A 26,239-nucleotide genomic window follows, 5' to 3' on the forward strand; every position below is an offset into this window, starting at 1 on the left:
TGTTTTTCCAAAAAACACAATCAACATTTCACTAATTATTTATTTCTACGCAGTGCATATTTTTTCTGAACCTGACAAGTAAGATCGCCAAGCCAAATTGCACCACGCGCCTCCCTCAAATCAAGTTCAACTTCACAAAGATTATTGTCCTGATTGGTCATAGTGATAAAAGCATAGCGCTTGTCAATATCCATTGAAAACTCACCCTGATCATCCGTTCTGGTTTTCCCGATGTGATTTTGGATATCCATATTGGCAAATGGCGTTCCGTCCTCAGATTTTATACGACCAAAAACAGTAACCAGCTGTTTAATTTCAGGATTAATCACGCCAACGTTACCAGGATACAGAACGATCTGGTTTTGACGCCCATTCACGACACTTACACTATCTTCTGAATTTTTATCATTCATTAATTCAATTTTATATTCTGCATAAGCTGGTAAACTAATATAGTTGTTCTTACCGCTGATTGGATAGTTACGCCCATTTATATTAGCCAGCATAGTGCCTGTATCATTGAAGTCTGTCTTGATCATCACACCTGAACTCTGCGATCCTTTTCCCATCGCAATGCCATCCTTTGCCCAGCCAACGCTGCCTTGTGAACTCATATTGAATGTAGAACTGCGATCCGAGGTATGAGTCACTGAAACATTGCCGGTATTATATTTAGTGTCAAAAGCCGCGTAGCCATTGGCAGCAAAGTCATTCGTTTGATGGCTGCTGTCATCCTTTTGGCTAATTCTTTTTGAAAGCGATCCACCTACCTGAGTTATGGCACTGTCACTGATACTCTTACGCGCGGTGGCATTTGCCAGCATATTGCCATTTTCACTTGATACGCCAGCGCTAAACCAGGTAGATAGTGGTATCGACACATCGATATTGATATATTTATCGCGGGATGTGTTGCGATCATCATATGTATAATGTTGTATGCCGGTGCGCAGTGAAACCGTAGCATGCCGGTTAGAGAACAGTGACTGATTATAGTCTACATTAGTATATTTATTACCGGCAGTCCTGTCATTGGTAGTGCTTAGCGTCAGAGAACCCAGGTAAGCGCTTATCTTGTTTAAATTTGCTGTGGCCCCCACTGAAAAAGCCTCGCCTTTCTGCATACCTAATCGATCGCCAATATAACTCTTTTCACGTGTGGTCCAAAGACTGCCGTAACCCTGTGGCAGACTAAGATTTAATGTTGAAATACTGCGCCAGCTACTATCGGTAGCCAAAAGCACTTGCTGATTAACAGTGAATTTATCGCTAAAGATAAAGTTGGCTTCGGTCTCATTTACGCCATTGTTGTCAAATCCATAGAGCGTAGATTTCAAATTAACGCCGGAAAACCACGGCTGTGTCGTCGCCACTGCCACACCTGATATCCAGGTGTCCTTTTTACCATAGCTTATGTTTTGACGATGGCGATAATCTCTTTTATTGTATTCCAGCGTACCACCAAAAATCTGCCAGGATAAGTCACCGGTAATGCTGGATCTACGTGAGAAGGTTTTGTTTATCTGGGCATTACGGTTGCTGACTACCCTGCCATTAACCACAACCTGAACATCTACGTTATAGACGCCAAACGGCAAGCGCGAGGTATCTATTTCGTAACTGCCCATGGGAAAATTTTGGATACTCAGCAGCTTGTTATCACGATAAATATGCACTTCGCCTGCAGCGGGTAAAAACACCGTGACAGGTAACAATGACAGCGTATTGTCCTCGATCTGCGTACTGCTTCTGTAGCCAAAACTGGCACCATAGATGCGGCTGGAGTTCAGTGCACTCATACTGGCTATAGATTGTAAGTTCCAGGTATCAACCATACCGACAGCCAATCGGTGCCCATCGTGATCCCGCTCGTACATTGCGCGATAGAGTTCGCCGTTACTGTAGGGAGTGCCGATACCATAGATTGAACCGTTAAGGTTAACATGATGTTCACGCCAGGCCATAGTATTATTCAGCGTGATATAGCTACTTGAATTATCTGAATTTTTTAGCTTATTATAATAGCTACCAAAGGTATAATTTAACACGCTCGTTACGCCTTCAATCGAGGAATCCCCCAGGGTATTTGTACGAGGTATTATCGCGGCAGCTAACGCGTCCTGGCTTACATTTAACTCAATATAAAAAGATTTTGCCTCTAATGAGAGAAAAGCTTCCTTTGTAACATCCAGCCGTGAACCATCACCAAAACTGACATCCTTCAATTCTATCAGTCTGGATTTAAGCGCGGGTGATAGCTCAGTACGTTGTGGCTGCTCATCCAGGATGACTTGATTGATATGAAAAGATCCCTCTTTAATGCTTAAGACCACATCTGCAATTTTTTGCTCGCTTCGGGCACTGGTGGTATCACCTTTATAACGAATATAGACAGGAACATTCATACCTTGATTAAGCGCACTGACAAACACCGCAGGAATAACATAGTTATTAATACGCACAGAGGCTATTTTGTTATCCGAAAAGGCATTTTGCGACATTAAAATAACCCCAAGAATAAAAATTAATTTTACGCAATCAAGGTTCTTCATAATATGAATTAATCTACATTAATATATTTCTGTCCGTGCCATATTCCTATGCGAGATTTTTTCTCATTAAGATCTATATGTTGTATTTTTATGCTAACGCCTGGCATCACGTAGTAACGCTCGCGGCAACCCTTCCCCAGATCCTTCTTTTTATCGCGACATGGCCCGAAAGAGATTACCCGAAATGAAGCATTTCCGGTATTGGTCACCGTAGCCCCCTGCCGTGAAAAATCGAACTTCTCTTTGCGCGGCGCAACTACCAGAATGGTGTTGATGATTGCCGAAGTCATTGCCTGACCCTGTTTTCGGCTGCTGGTGGCGCCATCATCAGTAACCGGCTCATCAGACCAGGACAGACGGTAGTATCGCTCTTTATCATCTTCTGGTCCTTTATAGAAAACACGAAAGTTTTCTTTTGAGTTACCCGGCATTATCAGGTTTGCCGGAGTTGAAAGTAGTTCCGATTGACTTTCCATAGGAATAACAATACCGCTTTCCATCGGGGATGAAATGCGCTCAACTTTCAAACTCACCAGGCGGGCAGAATCCGTTGGATTGCTGATCTCTTTTGCCAGGCTGAATGCACTCGGAGACATAATAGAGGTAACCTCACCCACATTTATCGCCTGAGCCGAAAATGAGGCTAATAATGTAATAATAACAGCTATCGGATGTGTGACTTTCACGAGATATCCTTAAAGGAGGCCGCAGCCTCCTTTCTAATAATTGACTCAGCCAGCCGCTATTAAGCGCTTGAATCTTAGGCTTCAGTTGGTACGGTCCAGACTGCAGTAAACTGGACTCGAACTTCTCCATCCCAGTAACCGTCAGTCAGCTCTTTAAAGGCAACTGTTTCACCGTCTGCAGACGCTGATTCGATTGAGAAATTAAATGACCCCTGAGTGCTTGTACGATCAGCACCGGCAAATGCAGTACTCACGGCCAATGCGTCCAGACCAGCAGACACGCTATCTGCAGTATCAATCATGGTTACCGCAGAAGTTTTGGTTAACGGCGTTCCGTTCCAAGCAACTCCAACATCCAGGGTGGAGTCATCAGTAGTGCGCGATAAGGTATTGCTTACCAGCTGAGAAGTCAGCGTAAAATCGGTTGCGCCTGACTGTCCCTGAATCGTGATATCAAATGCGCCTTCTTGAGTGTTAAATGCTTCAGTACCTTCCGCATATTGAAAACTCAGTGACTTTAATGGCGTAACTACCAAGGAACTGGTGGTATCTTTAGTTGCGCTGGCATCCCAACTTGCGGTAGCTGAAGCGGTAACATCAGCGAATGCATTGAAACTAATCAGCGCCAGAGCCGCTGCGGCACAACCTGACAATTTAAATTTTGTCATTACTTTTCTCCAATATTTGATGCTCAAACAATGAGCAATAAACTGCAGGAGTTGTTCCTGCGAAATATGAATTCGTTTCATTTGTATGTGTTTAAAGCGTCGTAGTTAACAGCCACTTTTAATGCCGTTAGGCAGTTAATTTCCAATCATCAAAATAGCTTCCGCTGCGTAATCAACCTGATTAATTAACATTTAATCTTCATTGCAGCGAGATAATTTCACATCATCTGTTTATTACTGTGAGTTATTAACCTAAATAAAAGCCTTAGTAATGAAAATTGATATATATCAATTTATTATCAAGCTAAATTATACGCTGGTAAAAAGCATCATATTTTAAATCAAATCTTATTGTGGGCTGAAATTTAGCTTAATTGCATATTGGCGGGAAATCGTTTTTACAGATCAATTTCGGATCAATTGATAGGGACTGACAATCATTCAAGTCGTTTAGATTGAAAACACCGATCGATGCTCTTTTATTGACAATACTTTACAATTCCTGGTTAACACTCAGCTTTTTTAAGTGCTCACTCCAGGTTACCTGGATTTATACAGCTAGTGTAACTGGAATAATAAATTTGAACTTCCCTTACATAAACCGATAGTATTTAACTTGCTCTCAATAGCATTAATGAAAATTTCGATTACTTAATGCAAGTACAGTCAGATCAGTAAGTTTATCCCGATTATTCTATAAAAATTGATCCGGGTGAGTATCTCCGCCACAATCACAATTCGAGCCAGAGAGTTCGCTTACCAAGTTGAAAAGGCCATTTAGGTTATCCTTACGGACCAATACTTCCTTGGTTGTACTCGCACTGTCAGCCCACTGACAGAAATGCATGTTAAGAAGAATTTAAACAGGTTGGAGATATAAGCTATACGGTGATCTCCAGAAGAAAAAAGTCACTCAGCGCTAAATCAAAGTGATTGACTCAAAAATTTTTCAATTGCTCTTATGCATACACTGCCTGTACTTCTCGCTAACTCAGCTACCAGCACTGCACCAATTAAGGCAAGCAATGCGCAGAGGCCATATCCTGGAATGTAGAGCAGCCGCCAGCCGTCATTCCCCTCACCTCTACCGGCATCCGCTTCGTTGCCACTACCGCCATAGCAGGGAAGATGAAAATCCCAGGTCATATTACCGGTCAGAATCACGCTTTGGCCATATCCCATAATGATACGGGCAATCAGCACTAGTACAAATTTCGCCATGATACTTGAGAATATAAATCCAGAAAGCAGAGAGAAAAGACAGGCAATGGCGCAAAACATCATGCCGCGGCGAGTGAGATAGCGACCGCCGCGTTTCAGCCAGCATGCACGCATCTCTGCGTGTAAGAATCGTAGATAAGAACTGCCCACCCGTTACCAGGGCGACAGCGAAGTCTTCCATCTGCAATTCTTTACGCATCCATAGCGATAATGCCGATAATGGCAAAGAGATGGTAAGACAGGTAAGAAATTCAGCGCTGGTCAGAGAGAGCAAATAACGAGTGTCATTATCTTTATTGCCCTACTGTTGGATGACAGAATCAAAAGTATGTTCTTGTTGGCAACCAGTGGATTCAGTTAACAGAGAGGGTTAGCCTTAACCACAACTTTCCACCGCCAAGATAAACAGATATTTTAATCAGCAGCAGCTTCAGCAAAATGACATTATCATGTCCAGGTTAATATCATTGCCACATTGACAGCCTTGCGGCTACGGAATTACCTTTCCAGATGCGATCTGAGGATCGATTATGTGCATTATTCGTCACAATACCCTCCAATTGAGTATTTTTCTGGCAGTTTGCAAAGGGATATTTACTGGAAGACAAGCCGCTATCGGGTGATACGGTGGAATACGGACAAAAAAAAAGTCACCCAAAGGTGACTTTTTCCTGAATTGATGGTGCCCGGGGCGGGACTTGAACCCGCACAGCCATAAGCCGAGGGATTTTAAATCCCTTGTGTCTACCGATTTCACCACCCGGGCAAGGTGTAAACTGGAGGCGCGTCCCGGAGTCGAACCGAGGTAGGCGGATTTGCAATCCGCTGCATGGCCACTCTGCCAACGCGCCTTAATTCTTGCTTAGCCTTTTCAGGCTGTTACCAGATAAGGTCTGATAACGTAAATTTGGAGCGGGAAACGAGACTCGAACTCGCGACCCCGACCTTGGCAAGGTCGTGCTCTACCAACTGAGCTATTCCCGCAGTCATCAGCAAACAACCGAACCTGCTGATTTAATTTATCTTCTGGCGACTGAGCTGCCGTTCGATGCGTTGCATTCTACTGACCTGTAGAAATGAGTCAATAAAATTATCCTCACTTCGTGTCTGTTTGCTGCTTTTTAAATCGTATCGATCAACGTTCAAACAAATCGCCACGTGCTGCGCTTAAATACTGGAACATAGACCAGAACGTCAGCACCGCTGCAATGTACAGTGCAACCACGCCAACGCCTTCTACCATACTGTCCGGACGCCATAACAGCGCGAACAGCGCCAGCATCTGTGCAGTGGTTTTCACTTTGCCTATCCAGGATACTGCCACGCTGCTGCGTTTACCGATTTCCGCCATCCACTCGCGTAACGCCGAGATAATGATTTCGCGAGCAATCATGGTTGCAGCCGGTAAGGTGATCCACCAGGAGTGAAAATGTTCGGCAACCAGCACCAGCGCCATTGCCACCATCACTTTATCCGCGACCGGATCGAGGAAGGCACCAAAGCGCGTGGTCTGCTTCCAGCGTCGAGCCAGGAAGCCATCAAACCAGTCGGTTACGGCCGCGACGATGAAAATCAGCGCGCAGGCCAGGGGCGCCCAATGAAATGGCAGATAAAATGCCAGCACAAAGAACGGGATAAGAATGACACGAAACAGGGTGAGCCACGTCGGAATATTAAATTGCATATGCTACGGTAACTGTCTGGCCGAAGTAGGATTTACCCGTATGTTCCTACATTGCACCCCGGTATTCAATGCTAGTGTTTCAGCGAATAGAATATTTTTTCCGCGAGGGCATGTGAAATGCCCGGTACTTTGGCAATTTCATCCACTGTTGCCGCCATCAGCGGTTGCAGTCCACCCATGTATTTAAGTAGCTGCTGGCGGCGCTTCGGGCCGATTCCTTCAATCAATTCCAGCGCGCTGGTGTTCTTCACTTTCGCCCTTTTATTACGATGTCCCGTAATTGCATGATTGTGAGAGTCGTCACGAATATGTTGAATCACATGTAACGCCGGAGAGTCCGGCGGCAGAGAAAAACCTTCACCTTCTGGTTCAAAAAACAGCGTTTCCAGTCCTGCCTTACGATCGGTCCCTTTCGCCACGCCTAATAATATCGGTCGATTTTTATCCCACGGCACGTCCAGTTCAGCAAAGACGCTTTTCGCCTGCGACAGCTGCCCTTTGCCGCCATCGATTAACACTACATCCGGGATTTTATTCTCTTCCAGCGCCTTACCGTAACGACGTCGCAGCACCTGGTTCATTGCCGCATAATCATCGCCGGGAGTAATACCGCTGATATTATAACGCCGATATTCCGCTCGCAGCGGCCCATTGCTGTCAAACACTACGCAGGAAGCGATGGTTTGCTCACCCATGGTATGGCTGATATCAAAACACTCCATGCGATTAATCGCCGGCAGTTTTAGCAATTCAGCCAGTGCCGCCAGACGCTGATGTATCGTCGAATGCTGCGCCAGTTTCGTGACCAGCGCCGTCGCGGCATTGGTGCGTGCCAGTTTCAGGTAACGCGCGCGATCGCCACGCGGTTTGCTCTGGATATTGACGCGACGGCCCGCCAACTCGGTTAACGAGTCGGCCAGCAGCTGGCGTTCGGGTAGCGCGAAGTCGAGCAGAATCTCTGAGGGCAAGCTACGTGCTTCACTGCCCTGCAGATAAAACTGTCCGACAAAGGTCTGCACCACTTCCGCCAGATCGGTGCCGCCCGGCACTTTTGGGAAATAACTGCGGCTGCCCAGTACTTTACCCTGACGAATAAACAGCACGTGCAGGCAGGCCATACCAGAATCAAAAGAGACACCAATCACGTCCAGATCGTCACCCTGATTGGAAACAAACTGCTTCTCAGTGACGCGGCGTACCGCCTGAATTTGATCGCGCAGGCGTGCAGCCTCCTCAAACCTTAGCCCAATGCTGGCCTGTTCCATGCGGCTGACCAGCTGATTAAGCACCTGGTCGTCTTTACCGGCGAGAAACAGCCGCACATAGTCAATCTGCTGCGCATACTCTTCATCGCTGACCAGTCCGGCGACACACGGCCCGAGACAGCGTCCAATCTGGTATTGCAGGCAGGGACGCGAGCGGTTGCGATAGACACTGTTTTCACATTGCCGTACCGGAAAGACTTTTTGCAGCAGCGCCAGCGTCTCACGTACCGCGTAACCATTTGGAAAAGGTCCGAAGTACTCGCCTTTGGCGTGTTTGGCGCCACGGTGAGACGCCAGACGCGGATGCGTGTCCGCGCTCAGGAAAATATAAGGATAGGATTTATCATCACGCAGCAGCACGTTGTAGCGCGGCTGATACAGTTTGATGTAATTATGTTCAAGCAGCAACGCTTCGGTTTCAGTATGAGTAACGGTCACGTCAATCTGCCGGATGTTACTGACCAGCACTTCGGTTTTGCGACTGCCAACATTGCTGCGAAAATAGCTGGATAAGCGCTTTTTCAGATCTTTGGCTTTACCCACATAGATAACCGTACCACCAGCATCGTACATCCGATAGACGCCCGGCTGGCTGGTTACGGTCTTCAGGAAAGATGTTGCGTCAAACGCTTCACTACTCACTGCTTATCAACGACTCCGCATTAAACATGCCGTGACGAATGGCTAAGTGCGTTAACTCTACGTCACCGCTGATATTCAGCTTGCTGAACATGCGATAACGATAGCTGTTAACCGTCTTGGGGCTGAGATTAAGCTGCTCCGAAATCTCGGTCACCTTCTGCCCTTTGGTAATCATCAGCATAATCTGTAATTCGCGCTCCGACAAACAGCTGAACGGTGATTCTGCTTTTTGTGGTTCGATCTGGCTAAGCGCCATTTGCTGCGCGATATCAGAAGCGATATAGCGCTGGCCCGAATTAACTGAACGAATTGCACTGATCACTTCCTGCGGTGCCGCACCTTTGCTCAGGTAGCCAGCGGCTCCCGCCTGCATCACTTTAGCCGGCAACGGATTTTCTGTGTGAATAGTGAGCATGATTATTTTAATATCGGGATTAAAGCGCACGATCTTACGTGTGGCTTCCAGCCCGCCGATACCCGGCATGTTCATATCCATCAGCACGACATCAACGTTGTTCGCACGACACCACTTAACCGCATCCTCGCCGCAGCTTGCTTCCCCGGCAACCAGAATGCCTTTGATATCTTCCAGTATGCGACGAATCCCTGCGCGTACCAGTTCGTGGTCATCTACAAGAAGAACGCTGATCAAAAGAGATCTCTCCAGAAAAGTCGAAGGTGGAATAAAGTAAACCGGCAAATTTAGAGGGTAATGTTACTCTTTTTTCGTTCAGGAATGAACACAAATCATATGGCTGAGGCCGCTGAACGATACTATTTACATGAAGAAATAATTGAGATTAAAAAGTTATATTTTTTTTAAGGTAACGTGCGGTTAATTATGCATATAGCTAATTTAATGTTGCGGCAGTCGCGCCACATAAAATGACAAAACATGACAATTCAACGAGTTAAATTAGTAACATCTGTTATCAATCATTAGCTGTCAATTACCTCCTCGTCGAGCAGAAAATTGCCGTCAGGCAGTAAAATCTCTGGTTAATGTTTATCTTTCATTGAACTGGCTGGCGTGCTCATCCGCTGCGTTTCCTCTTGCAGCCATTAGCGGCCGGACGAGTTGTGATATACTTACTGCACTTTTTTTATTCACATAACGCAAGCGATATGTGGGGGATTAATCTTATCAAGGAGACATCAATGAGTCAGATTGACTTTACTACCTCTGAAGAAACTCAGGCGCTGGCCAATGAAGTGGCCTGTCTTAAGGCGATGGTCACTCTGATGCTGAAAGGCATGGGTCAGGCAGACGCCGGTAAAGTGATTATCAATATGGAAAGGTTTATCGCGCAGCTGGAAGACCAGCAGCAGGCGGACGTTTTCAGTAATACCATCAAACAGATCAAGTTCGCTTACCGTCAGTAAGCGTTTTACTGCTTTAGTTTGTAAGCCCATTGATTTTCCAGCTGAATTAACCCAACGTGTAATCTTTAGGGTAGACAGAAAGAAGCAATGGGCTTTTATAGCAACGCACTATTGGATGATGTCTGTGTCTGGACGACAGACGCGATCAGCCGGCGTCCCAGTTAACTGACATCGCCAGCGAAGGCAACACCTCCTCCGGGCTGAAATGGCGCGATCCCTGAAACTTTTCCACCAGCGCCGGTTGCCTGACCGCCAGTCTCACCGCAAACAGATTATCTTCCGACTGGATCAATCCTGGCGTTAAGGGTTCAAAAATAATCTGGTGGCGTTCAAACATTTTTTCCATCATCGGCGTCGCGGCACTGGCGACATACTGAATACCAGCCTGTTTCGCCATCCGCAATGCATGCCAGAGAATTTTCAGCGGCAGCTCATTGTCGATATCCAGACGCGCAGAAAAACGCGACATCTCCCAGGTAATATGCCGATCAACCGCCAATGAAGCACCTTGAGGATTATCACTTTCTGGCCACTTCATCAGGCGCGCGCAACCACAAATGCCATGATTTTGGCTCCAGGCGATCAGCCAGGTAACATCTGAACGGTCAAAACGGTCATACTCCTGGCCCGGCGTGCTCAGCCGCGAGGGGATCGACCAGCCCTCACCGCGCGCAAAAACGTTGTAACGGTAACTTCCCAATTCCGCTAATAACGAGGATGGCATATCTTTAAGTTGGGTCTGAATAATCTTCATTATTGTCACCTGTCGCATTCCATGATTATTGCCGCGCCATCGCGGTCTGGCAGGTTTGTTACCCTGCGCGCAGGGTAGACAACCGATTAATGATATGGAACTACCAGTTCTGGTAGTTGCAATAACTTCACAGCAAACCAATTGCCGCGGCATAGCAGGCAATTTGCGTTTTATTCGCGGTATTAAATCGTTTTTGCATATTTTTCTGATGAAAATTAACCGTGTGTTCAGAGATAGATAAAATCAGCGATATCTCAGAGGCTGTCTTTCCTTCAGCAGTCCATTTCACTATTTCCAGCTCGCGCCGGCTAAAGCCAATATCGATAACGGATACCGTCGGGTCGTTGAGTCGTTCCAGCGTCGCCAGATACACTTCAGCCAGATATTGCAGTTTCATTTCAAACACCAGGCTGGTGTCACGATGATGTATTCCACTGCGGGAGGATAACGACAGTATGCCGGTAATCCTGTTCGCTCCCATCACCGAGCAGGAATATCCCGATATCAGACCGGCATCCTGCGCATCACCCCACAGCTTTTCGCAGCCGATAAACAGCTCGTCACGCCATTGAACGGTATGCCCGGGCAACTGGCGCATGGCAACGATCGGATCGATTTGTAGAAAGTTTTCTTTTTGATAATGCTCTAACCAGAATTCCGGATAAGTGGTGAAGAACCAGGTTTTGGGCCGGGTAAAAGGCACCGGATGCTGAATCAGAAAAGTGCAATAGTCATAGCCTAAACTCTCAGCCTGCTGCTGAGCAATTTTGATTAACTGGCCTGTTTCAGTAGCGGACTGGAAAAGAGCAAACAGCTCTTTGCGCCAGCTGAAATAGTTTTCGGATATCATGAAACCCTCACCAGTCGTGATGTTAATTCGCGCCGCGGTTATAATTGTTAATTGCAAATACAATTACAAAAAAATAAATATATTCCGTCAATTTAACTTATTCCATCTGCAGCGCGCTGATACTAATCCATTGGTGAAAAACAGTGATTAATAAATTTTCTGTCACTAATTAGAGCATCTGGTCGGACATCATTAAAAGCGGTGCATGTTAGTGGCTCGCTGACGTCACAATTTCGTCATAAAGGTTTTGGCCGAATTGTTGTCTTTAATCTGCATCTTTTTAGAATAGGATTTTTCTGAAGAATATTCAATATTTTTGATCTTATTATTGGAACATAATTTTACATTTGGTTACTCAAGTTAAATCCGATGAGAAAAATTTCAATAAAATCCATGCATAACATACAGTTAAATTCGGTGACGTCAATTATAACCAATAGCAGTGACGGTTAATGAGTGATGCTGCTCACACTGGCTGGTTGCCCGTGCGTTATTCTTTTTTATTATTAGAAAATTCTTTCCTGACCTATTAAACGCTATCTGCACAGGCCAAACCCGCGCATTCCGAGATGAAAATGGTTAGCGTGAGCCGCGTTGTAATCCGGCCCCAGCGAATTGCCAAAATAGTCGCAGCTTTGCTGGAAAGCCTGATGCAACCAGGCCGCTTTCTCTTCCGGCTGCTGCCAGTGACGTAATACGCTTATTTTCTCGCCGTTTTTCAGCTGGAATCCGGCGATATCCCAGGCATCGGCGGTGGCATGCTCACTCAAACGCCCCTGGGCTCGATGATAAATATTACGACAGGCATAGCTCCCCAGATGATCGATTCGCGCCAGCGGCGAGGCCATACCCGGTACTCCATTGCCGCTACTGACGCGATGCACAAACATCACGCTACTTACCGCCATCGGACAGCTGGCCAGAAAGCTACTGCTCAGCGAGACAGCGCCAAAACTTTGCAGGCGCAACGGATTATCCAGCGGACAATTCCCCGCCATTTTACCGGGCCGGCTCCAGGCGACCAATCCGGCTTCGCGTGCGCGCTCCATCACCGCCAGGCAAGCTTGTGGGTCCGAGTCCAGCTGACGAAGTTTGTAGCGCGTGATAAAACTGGCAGGATCGGTGACCGACAGTGGCGTGAAGGGATTATATTCCGCAGGCAGATGCTGTTTTATCCATGGCATTGCCAGCCATCCCGCCAGAATAATAACGATGATCGTTAACAGAAATTTCACGGATGACTCTTTCCTTACGCGACAACGGTGGTCAGTTTCGTGTTAAGCATATAGCTAACAATAGACTCTGTCGGACTGGCCCGGGAGGTCGGTGGGCTGTTTATACTGAACTTTACCTGCCCGCTGTCGGTTAAAAGCGCATTTCTGCGATGCGATTAACCCTGGAATCCCCTTGTGGCAGTGATTACCAGGATATCCCTCACGTATGTTAAAAAACAATTACCCGCTAACGCCTTAATTACACTATCTTATGCCAACTTACCTGGGGACACCTCAGATTAAATAACAGCCAACAGAGCTGACACAACATCACTGACAGGAACAGAACCGTTATGGTTGATCAATCTAAACAGGCCGCGCCGGCTACTGATACGCCGGACAAGCTCCAGCGTAACCTCCACAATCGTCATATCCAGCTTATCGCCATCGGTGGTGCCATCGGTACCGGCTTATTTATGGGCTCAGGTAAAACCATCAGCCTGGCCGGACCGTCAATCATCTTCGTGTATATGATCATCGGTTTTATGCTGTTTTTCGTGATGCGCGCAATGGGTGAGCTGCTGCTCTCCAATCTGGAATATAAGTCTTTCAGCGATTTCGCCGCCGACCTGCTCGGTCCGTGGGCGGGCTATTTTACCGGCTGGACCTACTGGTTCTGCTGGGTTGTCACCGGTATTGCCGATGTGGTGGCCATCAGTTCCTATTTCCAGCTGTGGTTCCCCGGCTTCTCGGTCTGGATGAGCGCACTGCTTTGCGTGGCCGTGTTCCTCGCGTTGAATATTGCCACGGTTAAAATGTTCGGTGAGATGGAGTTCTGGTTCGCGATTATTAAGATTGTCGCCATCATCGCGCTGATTGTCACCGGCATTGTGCTGGTTGCCATTCACTACCCTTCTGCTAACGGCAGCCATGCGGCGTTATCCAATATCTGGGATCACGGCGGTATGTTCCCGAAAGGCTTGAGCGGCTTCTTTGCCGGCTTCCAGATTGCGGTGTTCGCCTTTGTCGGTATCGAACTGGTGGGTACCGCTGCGGCAGAAACGCATAATCCGAAAACCGTGCTGCCACGCGCGATTAATGCGATTCCAATTCGTATTATCTTCTTCTATGTGCTGGCGCTGATGGTGATTATGGCGGTAACGCCGTGGAACCAGGTAGTGGCGGATCGCAGCCCGTTTGTCGAAATGTTTGTGCTGATTGGCCTGCCCGCGGCGGCCAGCATCGTTAACTTTGTGGTACTGACCTCAGCCGCGTCCTCAGCAAACAGTGGTATTTTCTCCACCAGCCGTATGCTGTACGGTCTGGCTGAACAGGGTGTGGCGCACCGTGCCTTTGGTCGTCTTTCACGTCGCGCGGTGCCCACCAACGGCCTGTTCTTCTCGTGCCTGTGCCTGCTGGGCGGCGTGGCGTTGATCTACCTGATTCCCAACGTGATGACGGTGTTTACTATGGTCACCACCGTTTCGGCAATTCTGTTTATGTTCGTCTGGACCATAATTCTCTGCTCGTATCTGGCGTACCGTAAGAAGCGTCCACAGCTGCACGCCGAGTCGGTGTATAAAATGCCGCTGGGCAAATTTATGTGCTGGGCATGTATGGCGTTCTTCGCGTTTGTGATTGTACTGCTGACGCTGCAGGAAGATACCCGTCAGGCACTGATGGTGACGCCAGTCTGGTTCCTGATTCTGGCGATTGGCTGGTTTATGCGTAAAAGAAAGCAGGCTTAATTTTCATCGTGCAGAGGAGCCGAAAACGGCTCCTCTGCACAACTCCAGTCATCACCGTCGCCAGTGCCTGTAGCCGTCCCGCTATAACCTTTCCCACAACTCACGAAACGAACCGGACACCGATGGCCGTGGTAATGGCTCGCGCGTCGGTCGAAAATCCGCTTGTTGCCCTTCTCCTTGATTGCCAAGGTTAAAAGTAAAGGTGTAATCCGGTTCTTCTCCCATGCGCAAATCAGTGATCATCAGCTTGCCCTGCTGCTCGCGCATGGCAAAGAAGCCGTGACTGAACCAGGCTACGCGATCGACGTACCAGTCACCTTTATAACGTTGATATAGCGCCGCACCACTGTCGTGATGGCTGAATTTCAGCGGGCGCTGTTGTGACAACAAGGAATAATAGCTCTCGGCATAGCCCTGCGGCGTCATCACCAGCACGCGCCACACCAGCGTATTAAAAGCGGTTGGCGTCACCAGTAGCTGCTGCGCCGGAATTTGCTGACGCGCAATTTCGGCTTTAACCTGATGAGTAGCATAGCTTTGTGCCACCATACTCCAGCCAAGATAGAGCGTACTAAGCGTCAGCCCCAGACTGTTCCACCACAGGCCACGCTTACCACGCAGGCAGAGCGCCACCACCAGGCAAATCAGTAGCGGTAAGGTATACAGCGGGTCAATAATGTAGATACTGCTGATTGCGTAAGGGAAGTCGGTCAGCGGTAGTCCAAGCTGGGTACCGTATACCGTCATCAGATCGAGCAGCGGATGCGTAATCAATGCCAGCCAGACCGCCACCCACCAGCGCACCCACAGCTGTTTTTGCCGCACAATACCGGCAATCAGCCACGCCAGCAGCGGTGATGCCAGCGTCAGCCAGATCAGCGCATGGCTTTCCGTACGGTGTAACGTCATATTACGTATAGCATCGCCGTGATCGACGAACACATCCATATCCGGCAGCGTGCCACAAACCGCGCCGACCAGCGCAGCCTGCCACAAAGGCGCCTTACGCCCCATTACCGCCACGCTTACCGCAGCACCCAGAACCAATTGTGAGACCGAATCCATACTCTTTTCCCTGATTATTAAACTCTTTTAAGCCTGGCTTATGCTGCCTTAATCAGTGTAAAGATTTTACAGAGCGATCAAATAAAGCGGTCAGCGCACGCGAATACCTTCAATTACCATGCGCTGTACATTCTCCACCGTTTGCTGAAAGAAACTTTCATCGCTGAGTGTTTGTCCGGTAATTGCCTGCACCTGAGTCGCAAAGTCGGCGTAATGCTGAGTCGTGGCCCACAGCATAAAGATCAGATGATGCGGCTCGACCGGCGCTAAACGCCCCTGCTCGATCCAGCCTTCAATTACCGCCGATTTCTCTTCCACCAGCGCTTTCAGCATGCCGTCCAGTTCGCCTTTCAGCAGCGGCGCGCCCTGCAACATCTCAAGGCAGAACAGTCGTGACGCCTGCGGATGATCGCGGGAGACTTCAAGCTTCATGCGGATATATTCACCGATCGCCTCCAGCGGCTGTAAATCATCGCGCAATGCACGCAGCGGGGCCAACCAGACATCGAGAATATGCTTCAGCACCGCGATATACAGCTCTTCCTTTGACGGGAAGTAGTAAAGCAGATTGGTTTTTGACACATCAGCCCGCTCCGCCACCTTATCCAGACTGGTGCCATGAATACCGAATTGTGAAAAGAACTCCAGTGCGGCGGCAAGAATCGCCTCACGTTTCGCGGCAACCGCGCGCGCGCGGCGCGTCGGGGCTTTTTCTACAGACTTCACGGCTATTCCTTCTCCAGTCATTTCGGCACGGCTCAGTCAGGCACCCGCGCCTACCTCGTTTGGGTGATGCACCCTGATAGCACATCTCTGCCTGCTTTTTGTGCAGCCATTTTTTACCAAATGGTCTGTTTCAGACCATCCGCTCAACATTGCGCTTAGCTATTTTATATAACCATATGTTTGTAAACATCTTTTATTTTCTGGCACAGGCTTTGCAAAATACTTTACGAGCGCCGCCTCGAGGAAAACTGCAGGACGCACCGCAGCGCGTGAACCACATCCATCGTTAAGCAGAGGGTTTCACATGAAAATTGGTGTCTTTATTCCTATCGGTAACAACGGCTGGCTGATCTCGACCCATGCTCCGCAGTACATGCCAACCTTTGAGCTGAACAAAGCCATTGTACAAAAAGCCGAACACTATCATTTCGATTTTGCGCTCTCGATGATCAAACTGCGCGGCTTTGGCGGTAAAACCGAATTTTGGGATCACAACCTTGAATCTTTTACCCTGATGGCCGGTCTTGCCGCCGTCACCTCACGCATTCAAATCTACGCCACCGCCGCGACGCTGACCTTACCGCCCGCCATTGTCGCACGCATGGCGTCGACGATCGATTCGATTTCCAACGGCCGCTTTGGCGTCAATCTGGTGACCGGCTGGCAAAAGCCGGAGTACGAGCAGATGGGAATCTGGCCTGGCGATGACTATTTTTCACGCCGTTATGACTACCTGACTGAATATGTGCAGGTACTGCGCGATCTGTGGGGCACTGGCAAATCCGATTTAAAAGGTGATTTTTTCACGATGAATGATTGTCGCCTCAGCCCGCAGCCACAGCAACCGATTAAAGTTATTTGTGCCGGGCAAAGTGACGCCGGTATGGAATTCTCGGCGAAATACGCCGATTACAACTTCTGTTTCGGTAAAGGCGTTAACACCCCCACCGCTTTTGCGCCAACCGCATCACGTATGAAAGCGGCAGCGGAAACCAGCGGCCGTGACGTCGGCTCCTATGTGCTGTTTATGATTATCGCCGATGAGACCGACGAAGCGGCGCGCGCCAAATGGGAACATTACAAAGCCGGCGCAGACGAAGAGGCGCTTGCCTGGCTGACCACTCAAAGCCAGCAGGATAAGCGCTCCGGCAGCGATACCAATGTGCGCCAGATGGCCGATCCCACCTCTGCGGTCAATATCAATATGGGCACGCTGGTTGGCTCTTACAGTAATGTGGCGAAGATGCTGGATGAGGTCGCCACTGTTGACGGCACCCAGGGCGTGCTGCTGACTTTTGATGATTTCCTGCAGGGTATCGACGCTTTTGGCGAGCGCATTCAGCCGCTGATGCAGAGCCGTCTCGACCTGATTGACGCTGCAAGAGAGGTGGCCTGATGAACCCTCGGAACACTGTTGTCTGCTCCACCGCCGCCACTGAACATACTCTGACGCTGCCTGCGCGGCCGGAAGCTATCGCTTTTCCCCCGCAGCAGACGGCACTTATCGTGGTGGATATGCAGAATGCCTACGCCACTGAGGGAGGCTACCTTGACCTGGCTGGTTTTGATGTTTCAGCTACCCAACCAGTGATTGAAAATATTCACCTTGCGGTTACCGCCGCACGCGCAGCGGGCATTCAAATTATCTGGTTCCAGAATGGCTGGGACGATAACTATGTCGAAGCCGGAGGCGCGGGATCTCCTAATTTTCACAAATCCAACGCGCTGAAAACCATGCGCCAGCGCCCTGAGCTGCAGGGAAAACTGCTGGCCAAAGGCGGCTGGGACTACGATTTGGTCGATCAACTGCAACCGCAGCCGGGCGATATCGTGCTGCCGAAACCGCGTTACAGCGGCTTTTTCAATACGCCACTCGACAGCATGTTGCGCAGCCGCGGCATCCGCCACCTGGTGTTTACCGGTATCGCCACTAACGTCTGTGTGGAATCAACGCTGCGCGACGGTTTCTTTCTCGAATATTTCGGCGTGGTGCTGGAAGACGCCACCTATCAGGCCGGACCGGCCTTCGCCCAGCAGGCAGCAATTTTCAATATCGAAACCTTTTTCGGCTGGGTTTCCGATGTAGAAAGCTTCTGTAACACGCTGCAATCCGCCGCTACGCCGTTGATGCGTTCGGCTTAATCGCGAAAAGGAGCAGTTGCCATGCCAAAAACAGTTATTACCCCGCCGGGCAGCGGGACTCCACTGGCACCGTTCTCACCCGGCACGCAGGCTGACGGTATTGTTTATGTCTCCGGCACGCTGCCGTTTGATAAACAGAATAATGTTGTGCACGTTGGCGATGCGGCGGCACAAACCCGGCACGTGCTGGAGCTGATCAAAAGCGTGATTGAGACCGCCGGCGGTTCGCTGGATGACGTGACCTTCAATTCGATTTTTATCACCGACTGGAGCAATTACGCGGCGGTAAATCAGGTGTATGCCGAATACTTCCCCGGCGATAAACCGGCTCGCTTCTGCATTCAGTGTGGGCTGGTAAAACCGGATGCCCTGATTGAAATCGCCAGCGTTGCGCATCTTACTCAATAACGGAGCCCGCTTATGCATCTCGAGCTATCAGGTCTGCAACATCCGCAGGCTGCTGTTTTAGTGCTGTCGGCAGGTCTTGGCGGCCTCGGCAGTTTCTGGCTGCCACAGCTGAGTGCGCTGCGCGAGCACTATCGCGTCGTGGTTTACGATCAGCGTGGCACCGGTCGCAGCGCAGATTCACTGCCAGAGGGCTACAGCATGCAACAGATGGCGACCGAGCTGGCTGATGCGCTGGCACAGCACCACATCCGGCAGTTTGATGTGATTGGTCATGCGCTGGGCGGCATGATCGGTCTGCAACTGGCGCTGGATTACCCTGAACGGGTGTCGCGGCTCGTCGTGGTGAATGGCTGGCTGAGTCTGGATGCCCACACCCGGCGTTGTTTTCAGGTACGCCAGGATCTGCTGCTGAATGTCGGCGTCGAGGCGTTTGTCCGCGCGCAGCCGCTGTTTCTTTATCCCGCGGACTGGCTGTCAGAAAATCAGGCGCGGATTGAAGCGGAAGATTCATTGCAGGTCGCGCATTTCCAGGGCACTGAGAACTTGCTGCGGCGACTGCACGCGCTGATGAGCACCGATTTTAGTCAGCGTGCCGGTGAAATAACCCAGCCGGTGCTGCTGGTTTGCAGCCAGGACGATCTGCTGGTGCCCTGGACCTGCTCAGAAACGCTGTATCAGGCCCTGCCCGCCGCCACGCTGAAGAAAATGCGCTGGGGCGGACACGCAATGAGCGTCACTGACAGCAGCGCCTTTAACACTTTACTGCTGGACTGGTTAAACCACACCCGTCCGGTCAATGTGAAATCACCGGTAATGGAGCCATCATGGCAGAACCTTTAAATAGCGAAGCACTCGCCACCCTGTTTACCGCCGCGCGCACTCACAATGGCTGGCAGGACCAGCCGGTGACCGATGCGCAATTACAGCAGATCTATCAGCTGTTACGGATGGGGCCAACTTCGGCCAACTGTAGCCCGGCGCGCTTCTTTTTTGTGCGCAGCGCGGAAGGTAAAGAGAAGCTGAAGCCTTCGCTCTCCAGCGGCAATCTGGAGAAAACCCTCAGCGCGCCGGTGACCGCTATCGTCGCCTGGGACCCGCAGTTTTACGATGCGCTGCCAACGCTGTTCCCGCATGGCGATGCGCGCTCGTGGTTTACCTCCAGTGCGGAACTGGCAGAAGAAACCGCCTTTCGTAACAGCTCGCTGCAGGCTGCTTATCTGATCGCCGCCTGCCGCGCACTGGGGCTGGATACTGGGCCGATGTCAGGTTTTGATCGCGCCAAAGTGGACAGCGCCTTCTTCGCAGAGAGCGGCTGGAAAAGTAACATGCTGATTAATATCGGCTATGGCGATAGCAGCAAAGTTTATGCTCGCCTGCCGCGCCTGGAATTCAATGATGCCTGCCTGCTCGGATAAGGAGCTAATTATGTCGCTACACACCCTGCCGCTGGCGGCCGCCAGCGTGGAAAAACAGGAGTTTCGTCATGCCATGTCGCGCCTTGGTGCGGCGGTTAACATCATTACCACCGACGGCCCAGGTGGTCGCGCCGGATTTACCGCGTCCGCGGTGTGCAGCGTGACCGATACTCCACCGACGCTGCTGGTTTGCCTTAACCGTTCCGCCTCGGTATATCCGGTGTTTATGCAAAACCAGACGCTGTGCGTTAACACGCTGGCGGCGGGTCATGAGACGCTTTCCAGCCTGTTCGGTGGCAAAACGCCGATGGAACAGCGCTTTATCGCGGCGGAATGGTCAACGCTGGTGACCGGCTCGCCCATTCTGGCCGGTGCCGTCGCCTCTTTTGACTGCAAAGTTACGCAAGTGGTCAGCGTCGGAACTCATGACATTCTGTTCTGCGAAGCGCAGGCGCTGGTGTGCAACGACCATACCCACGGTCTGATCTATTTCGATCGTGGCTATCATCACCTGATGCGGCAGGAAGCCAGTTAATGCCGTCATCCGACGGTCACTGCGGTAGTTCTTCTTAGGAGAATACAATGCGAAGTTCCTGGTTTCCTCAATGGCGTAAAAAAACGGCGAGCGCAAATAATGAGCTGGTGGCTCCGGATGAAACCTTGCCCGCCGGGCAGACTATCGTGATGGGCCTGCAACATGCGGTGGCGATGTTCGGTGCAACGGTGCTGATGCCGCTGCTGATGGGGCTGGACCCTAACCTGTCCATTTTGATGTCCGGCGTTGGCACGCTACTGTTCTTCCTGATTACCGGTGGCCGGGTGCCCAGCTATCTTGGCTCAAGTGCCGCTTTCGTTGGTGTGGTGATTGCAGTCACCGGCTACAGCGGTCAGGGGCTGAATCCGGCGTTGAGCACCGCGCTCGGCGGCATCATCGCCTGTGGTTTGCTGTATACGCTGATTGGGCTGGTTGTGATGAAAGCGGGAACCCGCTGGATTGAACGTCTGATGCCGCCAGTGGTGACCGGTGCGGTAGTGATGGCGATTGGCCTCAATCTGGCACCGATTGCGGTGCGTGGCGTCTCGGCTTCGATGTTCGACAGCTGGATGGCAGTGATGACGGTGCTGTGCATTGGCGTGGTGGCAGTATTCACCCGTGGCATGGTGCAGCGCTTACTGATTCTGGTGGGCCTGATTCTGGCATGGGCGATCTATGCACTGTTAACCAATGTCATGGGCTTCGGCAAGCCGGTGGACTTGAGCCTGCTGGCGAATGCGCCGTGGTTTGGCCTGCCGCAAACTACCGCGCCCAGCTTCAGCATGCAGGCAATGGTGATGATTGCGCCAGTGGCGGTGATTCTGGTAGCTGAAAACCTCGGTCATCTCAAAGCGGTGGCCGGGATGACCGGGCGCAATCTCGATCCTTATATGGGGCGCGCCTTTGTCGGTGATGGCCTGGCCACCATGCTGTCCGGTTCGGTTGGCGGCAGCGGCGTAACTACCTACGCAGAAAATATTGGCGTGATGGCAGTCACCAAAGTTTACTCAACGCTGGTGTTTGTCGCGGCGGCGATCATTGCCATGCTGTTGGGCTTCTCGCCAAAATTTGGTGCGCTGATCCACACCATCCCAGCGGCGGTGATTGGCGGTGCTTCGATTGTGGTATTTGGACTGATTGCGGTAGCCGGCGCGCGTATCTGGGTGCAGAACAATGTCGATCTCAGTCAGAACGGCAACCTGATTATGGTCGCCGTGACGCTGGTACTGGGTGCCGGAGATTTTGCGCTGAATATCGCCGGTTTTACGCTGGGCGGCATCGGCACCGCCACGTTTGGCGCCATAATCCTGAATGCCCTTCTCAGCCACCGGCGCGCGGCGGCATTAACCGATGCAGAGATTGCCGCGCAAAAAAATTAACGGTTTTCGCCAGCGGGTTCAGGCGAAGCTGACGGCTTCGCCTTTTTCTTACGCTTCAGCTTTAGCTCACTGATTAAGACACCCAATACAATTAATGCGCCGCCCAACAGCGCAATACCCGGCAATCGTTCACCGGCAATACGTCCGACAATGCCCGCCCATACCGGCTCACCGGCGTAAATCACCGTCGCGCGGGTTGGCGATACGCTGCGCTGCGCCCAGTTCATGGTAACCTGAATCACTGCGCTGGCGATCCCCAGTCCGACCGCGCTATAGAGCAGAAACGGCGAAAAAGCCGGAACCGACTCGCCATTCGGCAGCATAAAGATAAAAGCACAGGCGGAAGCGACAGCCAGCTGAACAATCGTCACGCGCCTGACGTCTACCTTACCGGCACAGGCGCTAATCAGAATAATCTCCGCCGCAATCGCCAGCGTACTCAGCAGAGTAGCGATTTCACCGGCGCTGAACGCCAGGCTATCCCCTTCTGGTCCTGCCAGTAATAACAGTCCAGTAAAAGCCAGCACCACACCAATCCATGACATCAGGCCCGGCATTCTGCCGAGAAACAACCATTGCAGCAGCGGGACCAGCGGTACATACATTGCGGTGATAAAGGCCGATTTACTGCTGGAGATGGTCTGCATTCCCCAGGTTTGCAGGCCATAGCCGCAAGCGATGGCAAGACCAATCCAGGCGCCAGCTTTGAACTCCTGCCAGCTCAATCCGCGCAGGGTTTTCCAGGAAAACAGTGCCAGCAGCAATGCCGCAGTAGCAAAACGCAGCCCGACAAAGAAAAATGGCCCGCTGACGTTCATTGCGTGATGTACCACCAGGAAGGTGCCACCCCACAGCATGGTGATCAGCATCAGCACCGCTTCCTGGATTTTTATATTGAATTTGTAGCGCGAGAGAAACGACGACATAGCCGGGTCCGGATGAAAAATGGGCCGCTAGTTTGCGTTGCGCCGGCAGAGAGGTCAATGGAAAGTGCGGGGGAAAGCTAAACCGCCGGGCAACACCCGGCGGCTAAGGGGAAAACATACCGTGCAGTTAGCGAATAACTACTTTTTACCGCTACTGCGCCCCCCTTTTTCACCGGCTTTGGAAGCGCGCTGCGGATCATTTTTGAAATTACCTCCGCTGCATTTGCCTCCTTTACGGCCAGCCTCTGATGCTCTTTCACGGTCTTCAGCAAAATTACCAGAGCCACCACGGTGTTCTGCCATTTCTTACCTCCGATTTAGTTAAGACATCATCTTGCTTACACCCTGCTGTCTGATGCAACAAGAAGGTACGGCAGCGAACTACCGCATTACCCTGAATTTTAGACAAACAGCCCTGCCGCACCGCAAGTGTTTATATTTGGAAACAAACAATATTCTATAAAAGTGCAATTAGCCCGCAGTCTCCACTTAAGCCCCTCTGCGCAATGATGAAATTTTTCCCGATAAAATGATGTCATTTCTTTACGGGTTACTTGCTGTACGCCTGGCACGGCAAGCTGCCTATTCTCTTCTATACTGGGGTGATTGCCCGATATGTATCAACGTAACTTTTCCACCACGGAGCTAATGAATGGCGAAGATCTTAGTGCTTTATTATTCCATGTATGGACATATCGAAACCATGGCGAATGCGGTAGCCGAAGGGGCCAGCAGCGTCACGGGTGCCGAGGTAACGGTCAAGCGCGTGCCTGAAACCATGGAGGCGGAACGCTTCGCCCAGGTTGGCGGTAAAACCCAGCAGGCTGCACCGGAAGCTACGCCCGAAGAACTGTCACACTATGATGCGATTATCTTTGGTACGCCGACCCGCTTCGGCAACATGGCCGGTCAAATGCGTACCTTTCTTGACCGCACCGGTGGACTCTGGGCCTCGGGCGCGCTCTACGGCAAGCTGGCGAGCGTATTTGCCTCTACCGGCACTGGCGGCGGCCAGGAACACACCATCACCTCGACCTGGACCACGCTGGCGCATCACGGCATGGTCATCGTGCCTATTGGTTACGGAACCAAAGAACTGTTTGATATCAGCCAGGTACGCGGTGGTACGCCTTATGGCGCCACCACCCTTGCCGGTGGCGACGGCTCGCGCCAGCCAAGCGAAGAAGAACTGGCTATCGCCCGCTATCAGGGCGAATACGTTGCCGGGCTGGCAACTAAACTTAATGGATAACATCTGCTTCAGGAGGCAATCATGGCTACGCAACAATCTAAAGCACACCGTGTAGGCGAGTGGGCAAACTTGCGTCGTACTTCTCCGGAGATCGCCGAAGCGATTTTCGAACTGGCCGAATATGACGAGAAACTCGCTGAGCAAATTTGGGAACAACAAGGCAGCGACGAAGTGCTACTGCGCGCCTTTGAAAAAACCGATCAGAATGAGCTGACGTGGGATAACAAAGTTGTCGAGCGTAAAAACGTCTAGAAGTCAGCTATTTATGTGGGAAACCACTCTTTGAATCAACATTCACCAGCTTACTCATGGAGAGAATAATGTCCTCATATCAGACCATTAACCCGGCAAATAATAAACTGATCAAATCATGGCCGGGACATAACCCTCAACAGGTCGAGCAGGCGCTGGATACCGCAGCGAAACTGTATAAGTCCGACTGGTGTAAAGGCGATATTCAGCCACGTCTGCAAGTGCTGAAAAAACTTGCCGAAATTATTGACAGCCGCGTCGATGAACTGGCAAAAATTGCCAGCGTTGAAATGGGTAAACTGATTGGCCAGAGTCGCGGCGAAGTACAGCTGTGCGCACAAATCGCCCGCTACTACGCAGAAAACGCCGAGCGATTTCTGCAGCCTACCCGCTACCCAACCGAACTGGGTGAAGCCTGGGTGGAGAACCATCCAATTGGCGTACTGATGGCGGTCGAACCCTGGAACTTCCCTTACTACCAGCTGATGCGCGTGCTGGCACCCAATCTGGCGGCCGGTAATCCGGTGCTGGCAAAGCATGCCAGTATCGTGCCGCACTGTGCCAGCATTTTTGAACAGTTGGTACGCGAAGCGGGTGCACCAGAAGGCGCGTGGACCAATATGTTTATCTCTAACGACCAGGTTGCCGATCTGATCGCCGATGATCGTATTCAGGGTGCAGCGCTGACCGGTTCAGAAAAAGCCGGTAGCATTGTCGCTTCGCAGGCGGCGAAATATCTGAAAAAGTCCACGCTTGAACTGGGCGGTAACGACGTATTTGTGGTGCTGGATGACTGCGATCTTGATGAAGCAGTGAAGCAAGGTGCCCAGGCGCGACTGAACAATGCCGGTCAGGTCTGTACTGCAGCGAAACGTTTTATTGTGCAGCAGAAAGTGGCCGATCGCTTCCTGGAGAAATTTACCGCAGCGTTTAAAGCGGTGAAAATTGGCGATCCACTGGATGAGAGCACCACCCTTGGTCCCCTCTCTTCCGAAGGTGCGCGCGACAGCCTGGTCAAGCAGGTGAAAGCGGCAGTGGAAAACGGTGCCACACTGCATTATGGCGGTAACGCGGTGGAGGGTGATGGCTGCTTCTATCAGCCCACTATTCTTACTGATATCGCGCGCAGCAACCCGGCCTACTTTGAAGAGTTCTTTGGCCCGGTGGCGCAGGTTTACGTGGTGAAGGATGACGATGAAGTGGTGGAACTGGCCAACGATTCGCACTATGGGCTGGGCGGATCGGTGTTTACCACTGATATCGAACGCGGTAAAAAGCTGGCTTCGCGTATTGAAACCGGCATGGTTTACATCAATTCTCTGACGGATACTGCCGCAGAACTGCCATTCGGTGGGGTTAAACGTTCCGGTTATGGCCGCGAACTGTCCGATCTGGGTATTAAAGAGTTTGTTAACCAGAAGCTGGTTGTGGTGGCGAAATCGTAATACACCTCAAGCCGATATTGCTTAAGA

Annotated in this window: 26 protein-coding genes and 3 tRNA genes; 12 read left to right on the forward strand and 17 right to left on the reverse strand. The window is 50.7% G+C overall.

The annotated features are described in order from the left end of the window. Window positions 1–35: 35 nt before the first annotated feature. The 10 genes from ACP3TC_RS13335 to uvrY form a co-directional block, all read right to left on the reverse strand. On the reverse strand, window positions 36–2,552 hold the full coding sequence (locus ACP3TC_RS13335; RefSeq protein WP_426816640.1) for a TcfC E-set like domain-containing protein: 2,517 nt from the start codon (window positions 2,550–2,552) through the stop codon (window positions 36–38). Window positions 2,553–2,560: 8 nt separating this feature from the next. After that, entirely contained in the window at window positions 2,561–3,238 is a 678-nt protein-coding gene (locus tag ACP3TC_RS13340; RefSeq protein WP_426816641.1) for a hypothetical protein, read from the reverse strand. A 74-nt stretch (window positions 3,239–3,312) separates the two neighbouring features. Further along, on the reverse strand, window positions 3,313–3,906 hold the full coding sequence (gene ecpA, locus ACP3TC_RS13345) for a common pilus major fimbrillin subunit EcpA (RefSeq protein WP_426818278.1): 594 nt from the start codon (window positions 3,904–3,906) through the stop codon (window positions 3,313–3,315). A 924-nt stretch (window positions 3,907–4,830) separates the two neighbouring features. Beyond that, a complete protein-coding gene (locus ACP3TC_RS13350; protein ID WP_426816642.1) occupies window positions 4,831–5,241 on the reverse strand; it encodes a hypothetical protein in 411 nt (136 codons plus the stop codon). 566 nt (window positions 5,242–5,807) lie between these two features. Then, window positions 5,808–5,893: transfer RNA gene (locus ACP3TC_RS13355), tRNA-Leu, on the reverse strand. A gap of 11 nt (window positions 5,894–5,904) precedes the next feature. Then, window positions 5,905–5,978 (reverse strand) — tRNA-Cys (locus ACP3TC_RS13360). 57 nt (window positions 5,979–6,035) lie between these two features. Beyond that, window positions 6,036–6,111: transfer RNA gene (locus ACP3TC_RS13365), tRNA-Gly, on the reverse strand. Window positions 6,112–6,262: 151 nt separating this feature from the next. Then, a complete protein-coding gene (gene pgsA / locus ACP3TC_RS13370) occupies window positions 6,263–6,811 on the reverse strand; it encodes a CDP-diacylglycerol--glycerol-3-phosphate 3-phosphatidyltransferase (RefSeq protein WP_313856850.1) in 549 nt (182 codons plus the stop codon). Window positions 6,812–6,882: 71 nt separating this feature from the next. Next, entirely contained in the window at window positions 6,883–8,718 is a 1,836-nt protein-coding gene (uvrC, locus tag ACP3TC_RS13375) for an excinuclease ABC subunit UvrC (protein ID WP_426816643.1), read from the reverse strand. Then, the gene (gene uvrY / locus ACP3TC_RS13380) at window positions 8,711–9,370 is read right to left on the reverse strand and encodes a UvrY/SirA/GacA family response regulator transcription factor (protein ID WP_313856847.1); all 660 of its coding nucleotides are present in this window, start codon (window positions 9,368–9,370) and stop codon (window positions 8,711–8,713) included. The genes uvrC and uvrY overlap by 8 nt, the downstream gene beginning before the upstream one ends. Window positions 9,371–9,876: 506 nt before the next feature. Between uvrY and ACP3TC_RS13385 the strand changes: the two genes are divergently transcribed. After that, entirely contained in the window at window positions 9,877–10,101 is a 225-nt protein-coding gene (locus tag ACP3TC_RS13385) for a DUF2594 family protein (protein ID WP_313856846.1), read from the forward strand. A 145-nt stretch (window positions 10,102–10,246) separates the two neighbouring features. Here the strand turns inward: ACP3TC_RS13385 and ACP3TC_RS13390 are convergent, their stop codons facing one another. The 3 genes from ACP3TC_RS13390 to ACP3TC_RS13400 form a co-directional block, all read right to left on the reverse strand. After that, window positions 10,247–10,855 (reverse strand): autoinducer synthase, encoded by a 609-nt coding sequence (locus ACP3TC_RS13390; protein WP_426816644.1) that lies wholly within the window; start codon window positions 10,853–10,855, stop codon window positions 10,247–10,249. A gap of 127 nt (window positions 10,856–10,982) precedes the next feature. Then, window positions 10,983–11,705, reverse strand: coding sequence for a transcriptional regulator SdiA (gene sdiA, locus ACP3TC_RS13395; protein ID WP_426816645.1), 723 nt, complete (start codon window positions 11,703–11,705; stop codon window positions 10,983–10,985). A gap of 536 nt (window positions 11,706–12,241) precedes the next feature. After that, window positions 12,242–12,940, reverse strand: coding sequence for an extensin family protein (locus tag ACP3TC_RS13400; RefSeq protein ID WP_313856843.1), 699 nt, complete (start codon window positions 12,938–12,940; stop codon window positions 12,242–12,244). A gap of 332 nt (window positions 12,941–13,272) precedes the next feature. Between ACP3TC_RS13400 and cycA the strand changes: the two genes are divergently transcribed. Further along, window positions 13,273–14,667, forward strand: coding sequence for a D-serine/D-alanine/glycine transporter (gene cycA / locus ACP3TC_RS13405; RefSeq protein WP_313856842.1), 1,395 nt, complete (start codon window positions 13,273–13,275; stop codon window positions 14,665–14,667). 81 nt (window positions 14,668–14,748) lie between these two features. Here the strand turns inward: cycA and ACP3TC_RS13410 are convergent, their stop codons facing one another. Together ACP3TC_RS13410 and rutR are read right to left on the reverse strand one after the other, a co-directional pair. Then, window positions 14,749–15,732 (reverse strand): metal-dependent hydrolase, encoded by a 984-nt coding sequence (locus ACP3TC_RS13410; protein WP_313856841.1) that lies wholly within the window; start codon window positions 15,730–15,732, stop codon window positions 14,749–14,751. 90 nt (window positions 15,733–15,822) lie between these two features. Next, window positions 15,823–16,479 carry an HTH-type transcriptional regulator RutR gene (gene rutR / locus ACP3TC_RS13415; RefSeq protein ID WP_313856840.1) on the reverse strand — a complete coding sequence of 219 codons (657 nt, stop codon included), beginning with the start codon at window positions 16,477–16,479 and terminating at the stop codon, window positions 15,823–15,825. Between the two features lie 283 nt (window positions 16,480–16,762). On the opposite strand from rutR, the gene rutA reads away from it, so the two are divergent. From rutA to rutG, 7 genes are read left to right on the forward strand one after another with little or no spacing between them, the layout of a single operon-like run. After that, on the forward strand, window positions 16,763–17,854 hold the full coding sequence (rutA, locus tag ACP3TC_RS13420; RefSeq protein ID WP_313856839.1) for a pyrimidine utilization protein A: 1,092 nt from the start codon (window positions 16,763–16,765) through the stop codon (window positions 17,852–17,854). Beyond that, a complete protein-coding gene (gene rutB / locus ACP3TC_RS13425; protein WP_313856836.1) occupies window positions 17,854–18,600 on the forward strand; it encodes a pyrimidine utilization protein B in 747 nt (248 codons plus the stop codon). Before rutA ends, rutB begins: the two co-directional genes overlap by 1 nt. Window positions 18,601–18,621: 21 nt before the next feature. Continuing rightward, window positions 18,622–19,008, forward strand: a complete 387-nt coding sequence (gene rutC / locus ACP3TC_RS13430; protein ID WP_313856835.1) for a pyrimidine utilization protein C — start codon at window positions 18,622–18,624, stop codon at window positions 19,006–19,008. 12 nt (window positions 19,009–19,020) lie between these two features. Further along, complete coding sequence (rutD, locus tag ACP3TC_RS13435; protein ID WP_426816646.1) at window positions 19,021–19,848, forward strand: pyrimidine utilization protein D; 828 nt, start codon at window positions 19,021–19,023, stop codon at window positions 19,846–19,848. Then, window positions 19,833–20,423 carry a malonic semialdehyde reductase gene (locus ACP3TC_RS13440; RefSeq protein ID WP_313856833.1) on the forward strand — a complete coding sequence of 197 codons (591 nt, stop codon included), beginning with the start codon at window positions 19,833–19,835 and terminating at the stop codon, window positions 20,421–20,423. The genes rutD and ACP3TC_RS13440 overlap by 16 nt, the downstream gene beginning before the upstream one ends. A 10-nt stretch (window positions 20,424–20,433) precedes the next feature. Continuing rightward, window positions 20,434–20,958: an NADH-dependent FMN reductase RutF gene (gene rutF / locus ACP3TC_RS13445; protein ID WP_313856832.1), complete on the forward strand. Its 525-nt coding sequence runs from the start codon at window positions 20,434–20,436 to the stop codon at window positions 20,956–20,958. A gap of 47 nt (window positions 20,959–21,005) precedes the next feature. Further along, window positions 21,006–22,337 carry a pyrimidine utilization transport protein G gene (gene rutG / locus ACP3TC_RS13450; protein WP_426816647.1) on the forward strand — a complete coding sequence of 444 codons (1,332 nt, stop codon included), beginning with the start codon at window positions 21,006–21,008 and terminating at the stop codon, window positions 22,335–22,337. Here the strand turns inward: rutG and ACP3TC_RS13455 are convergent. Both ACP3TC_RS13455 and ACP3TC_RS13460 read right to left on the reverse strand, forming a co-directional pair. Next, the gene (locus ACP3TC_RS13455; RefSeq protein WP_426816648.1) at window positions 22,334–23,263 is read right to left on the reverse strand and encodes a DMT family transporter; all 930 of its coding nucleotides are present in this window, start codon (window positions 23,261–23,263) and stop codon (window positions 22,334–22,336) included. The genes rutG and ACP3TC_RS13455 overlap by 4 nt on opposite strands. A 138-nt stretch (window positions 23,264–23,401) precedes the next feature. Then, window positions 23,402–23,566: a general stress protein gene (locus tag ACP3TC_RS13460; protein WP_313856827.1), complete on the reverse strand. Its 165-nt coding sequence runs from the start codon at window positions 23,564–23,566 to the stop codon at window positions 23,402–23,404. A gap of 349 nt (window positions 23,567–23,915) precedes the next feature. Between ACP3TC_RS13460 and wrbA the strand changes: the two genes are divergently transcribed. The 3 genes from wrbA (at window position 23,916) to ACP3TC_RS13475 (ending at window position 26,212) form a co-directional block, all read left to right on the forward strand. Next, window positions 23,916–24,515, forward strand: a complete 600-nt coding sequence (wrbA, locus tag ACP3TC_RS13465; RefSeq protein WP_313856825.1) for an NAD(P)H:quinone oxidoreductase — start codon at window positions 23,916–23,918, stop codon at window positions 24,513–24,515. Window positions 24,516–24,536: 21 nt separating this feature from the next. After that, window positions 24,537–24,767, forward strand: a complete 231-nt coding sequence (locus tag ACP3TC_RS13470) for a YccJ family protein (protein ID WP_313856824.1) — start codon at window positions 24,537–24,539, stop codon at window positions 24,765–24,767. A gap of 68 nt (window positions 24,768–24,835) precedes the next feature. After that, window positions 24,836–26,212: an NAD-dependent succinate-semialdehyde dehydrogenase gene (locus ACP3TC_RS13475; RefSeq protein ID WP_426816649.1), complete on the forward strand. Its 1,377-nt coding sequence runs from the start codon at window positions 24,836–24,838 to the stop codon at window positions 26,210–26,212. Window positions 26,213–26,239 lie beyond the last annotated feature (27 nt).

Origin of the sequence: Winslowiella sp. 2C04, from assembly GCF_050037805.1 — a bacterium.
Lineage (GTDB): Bacteria > Pseudomonadota > Gammaproteobacteria > Enterobacterales > Enterobacteriaceae > Erwinia > Erwinia toletana_A.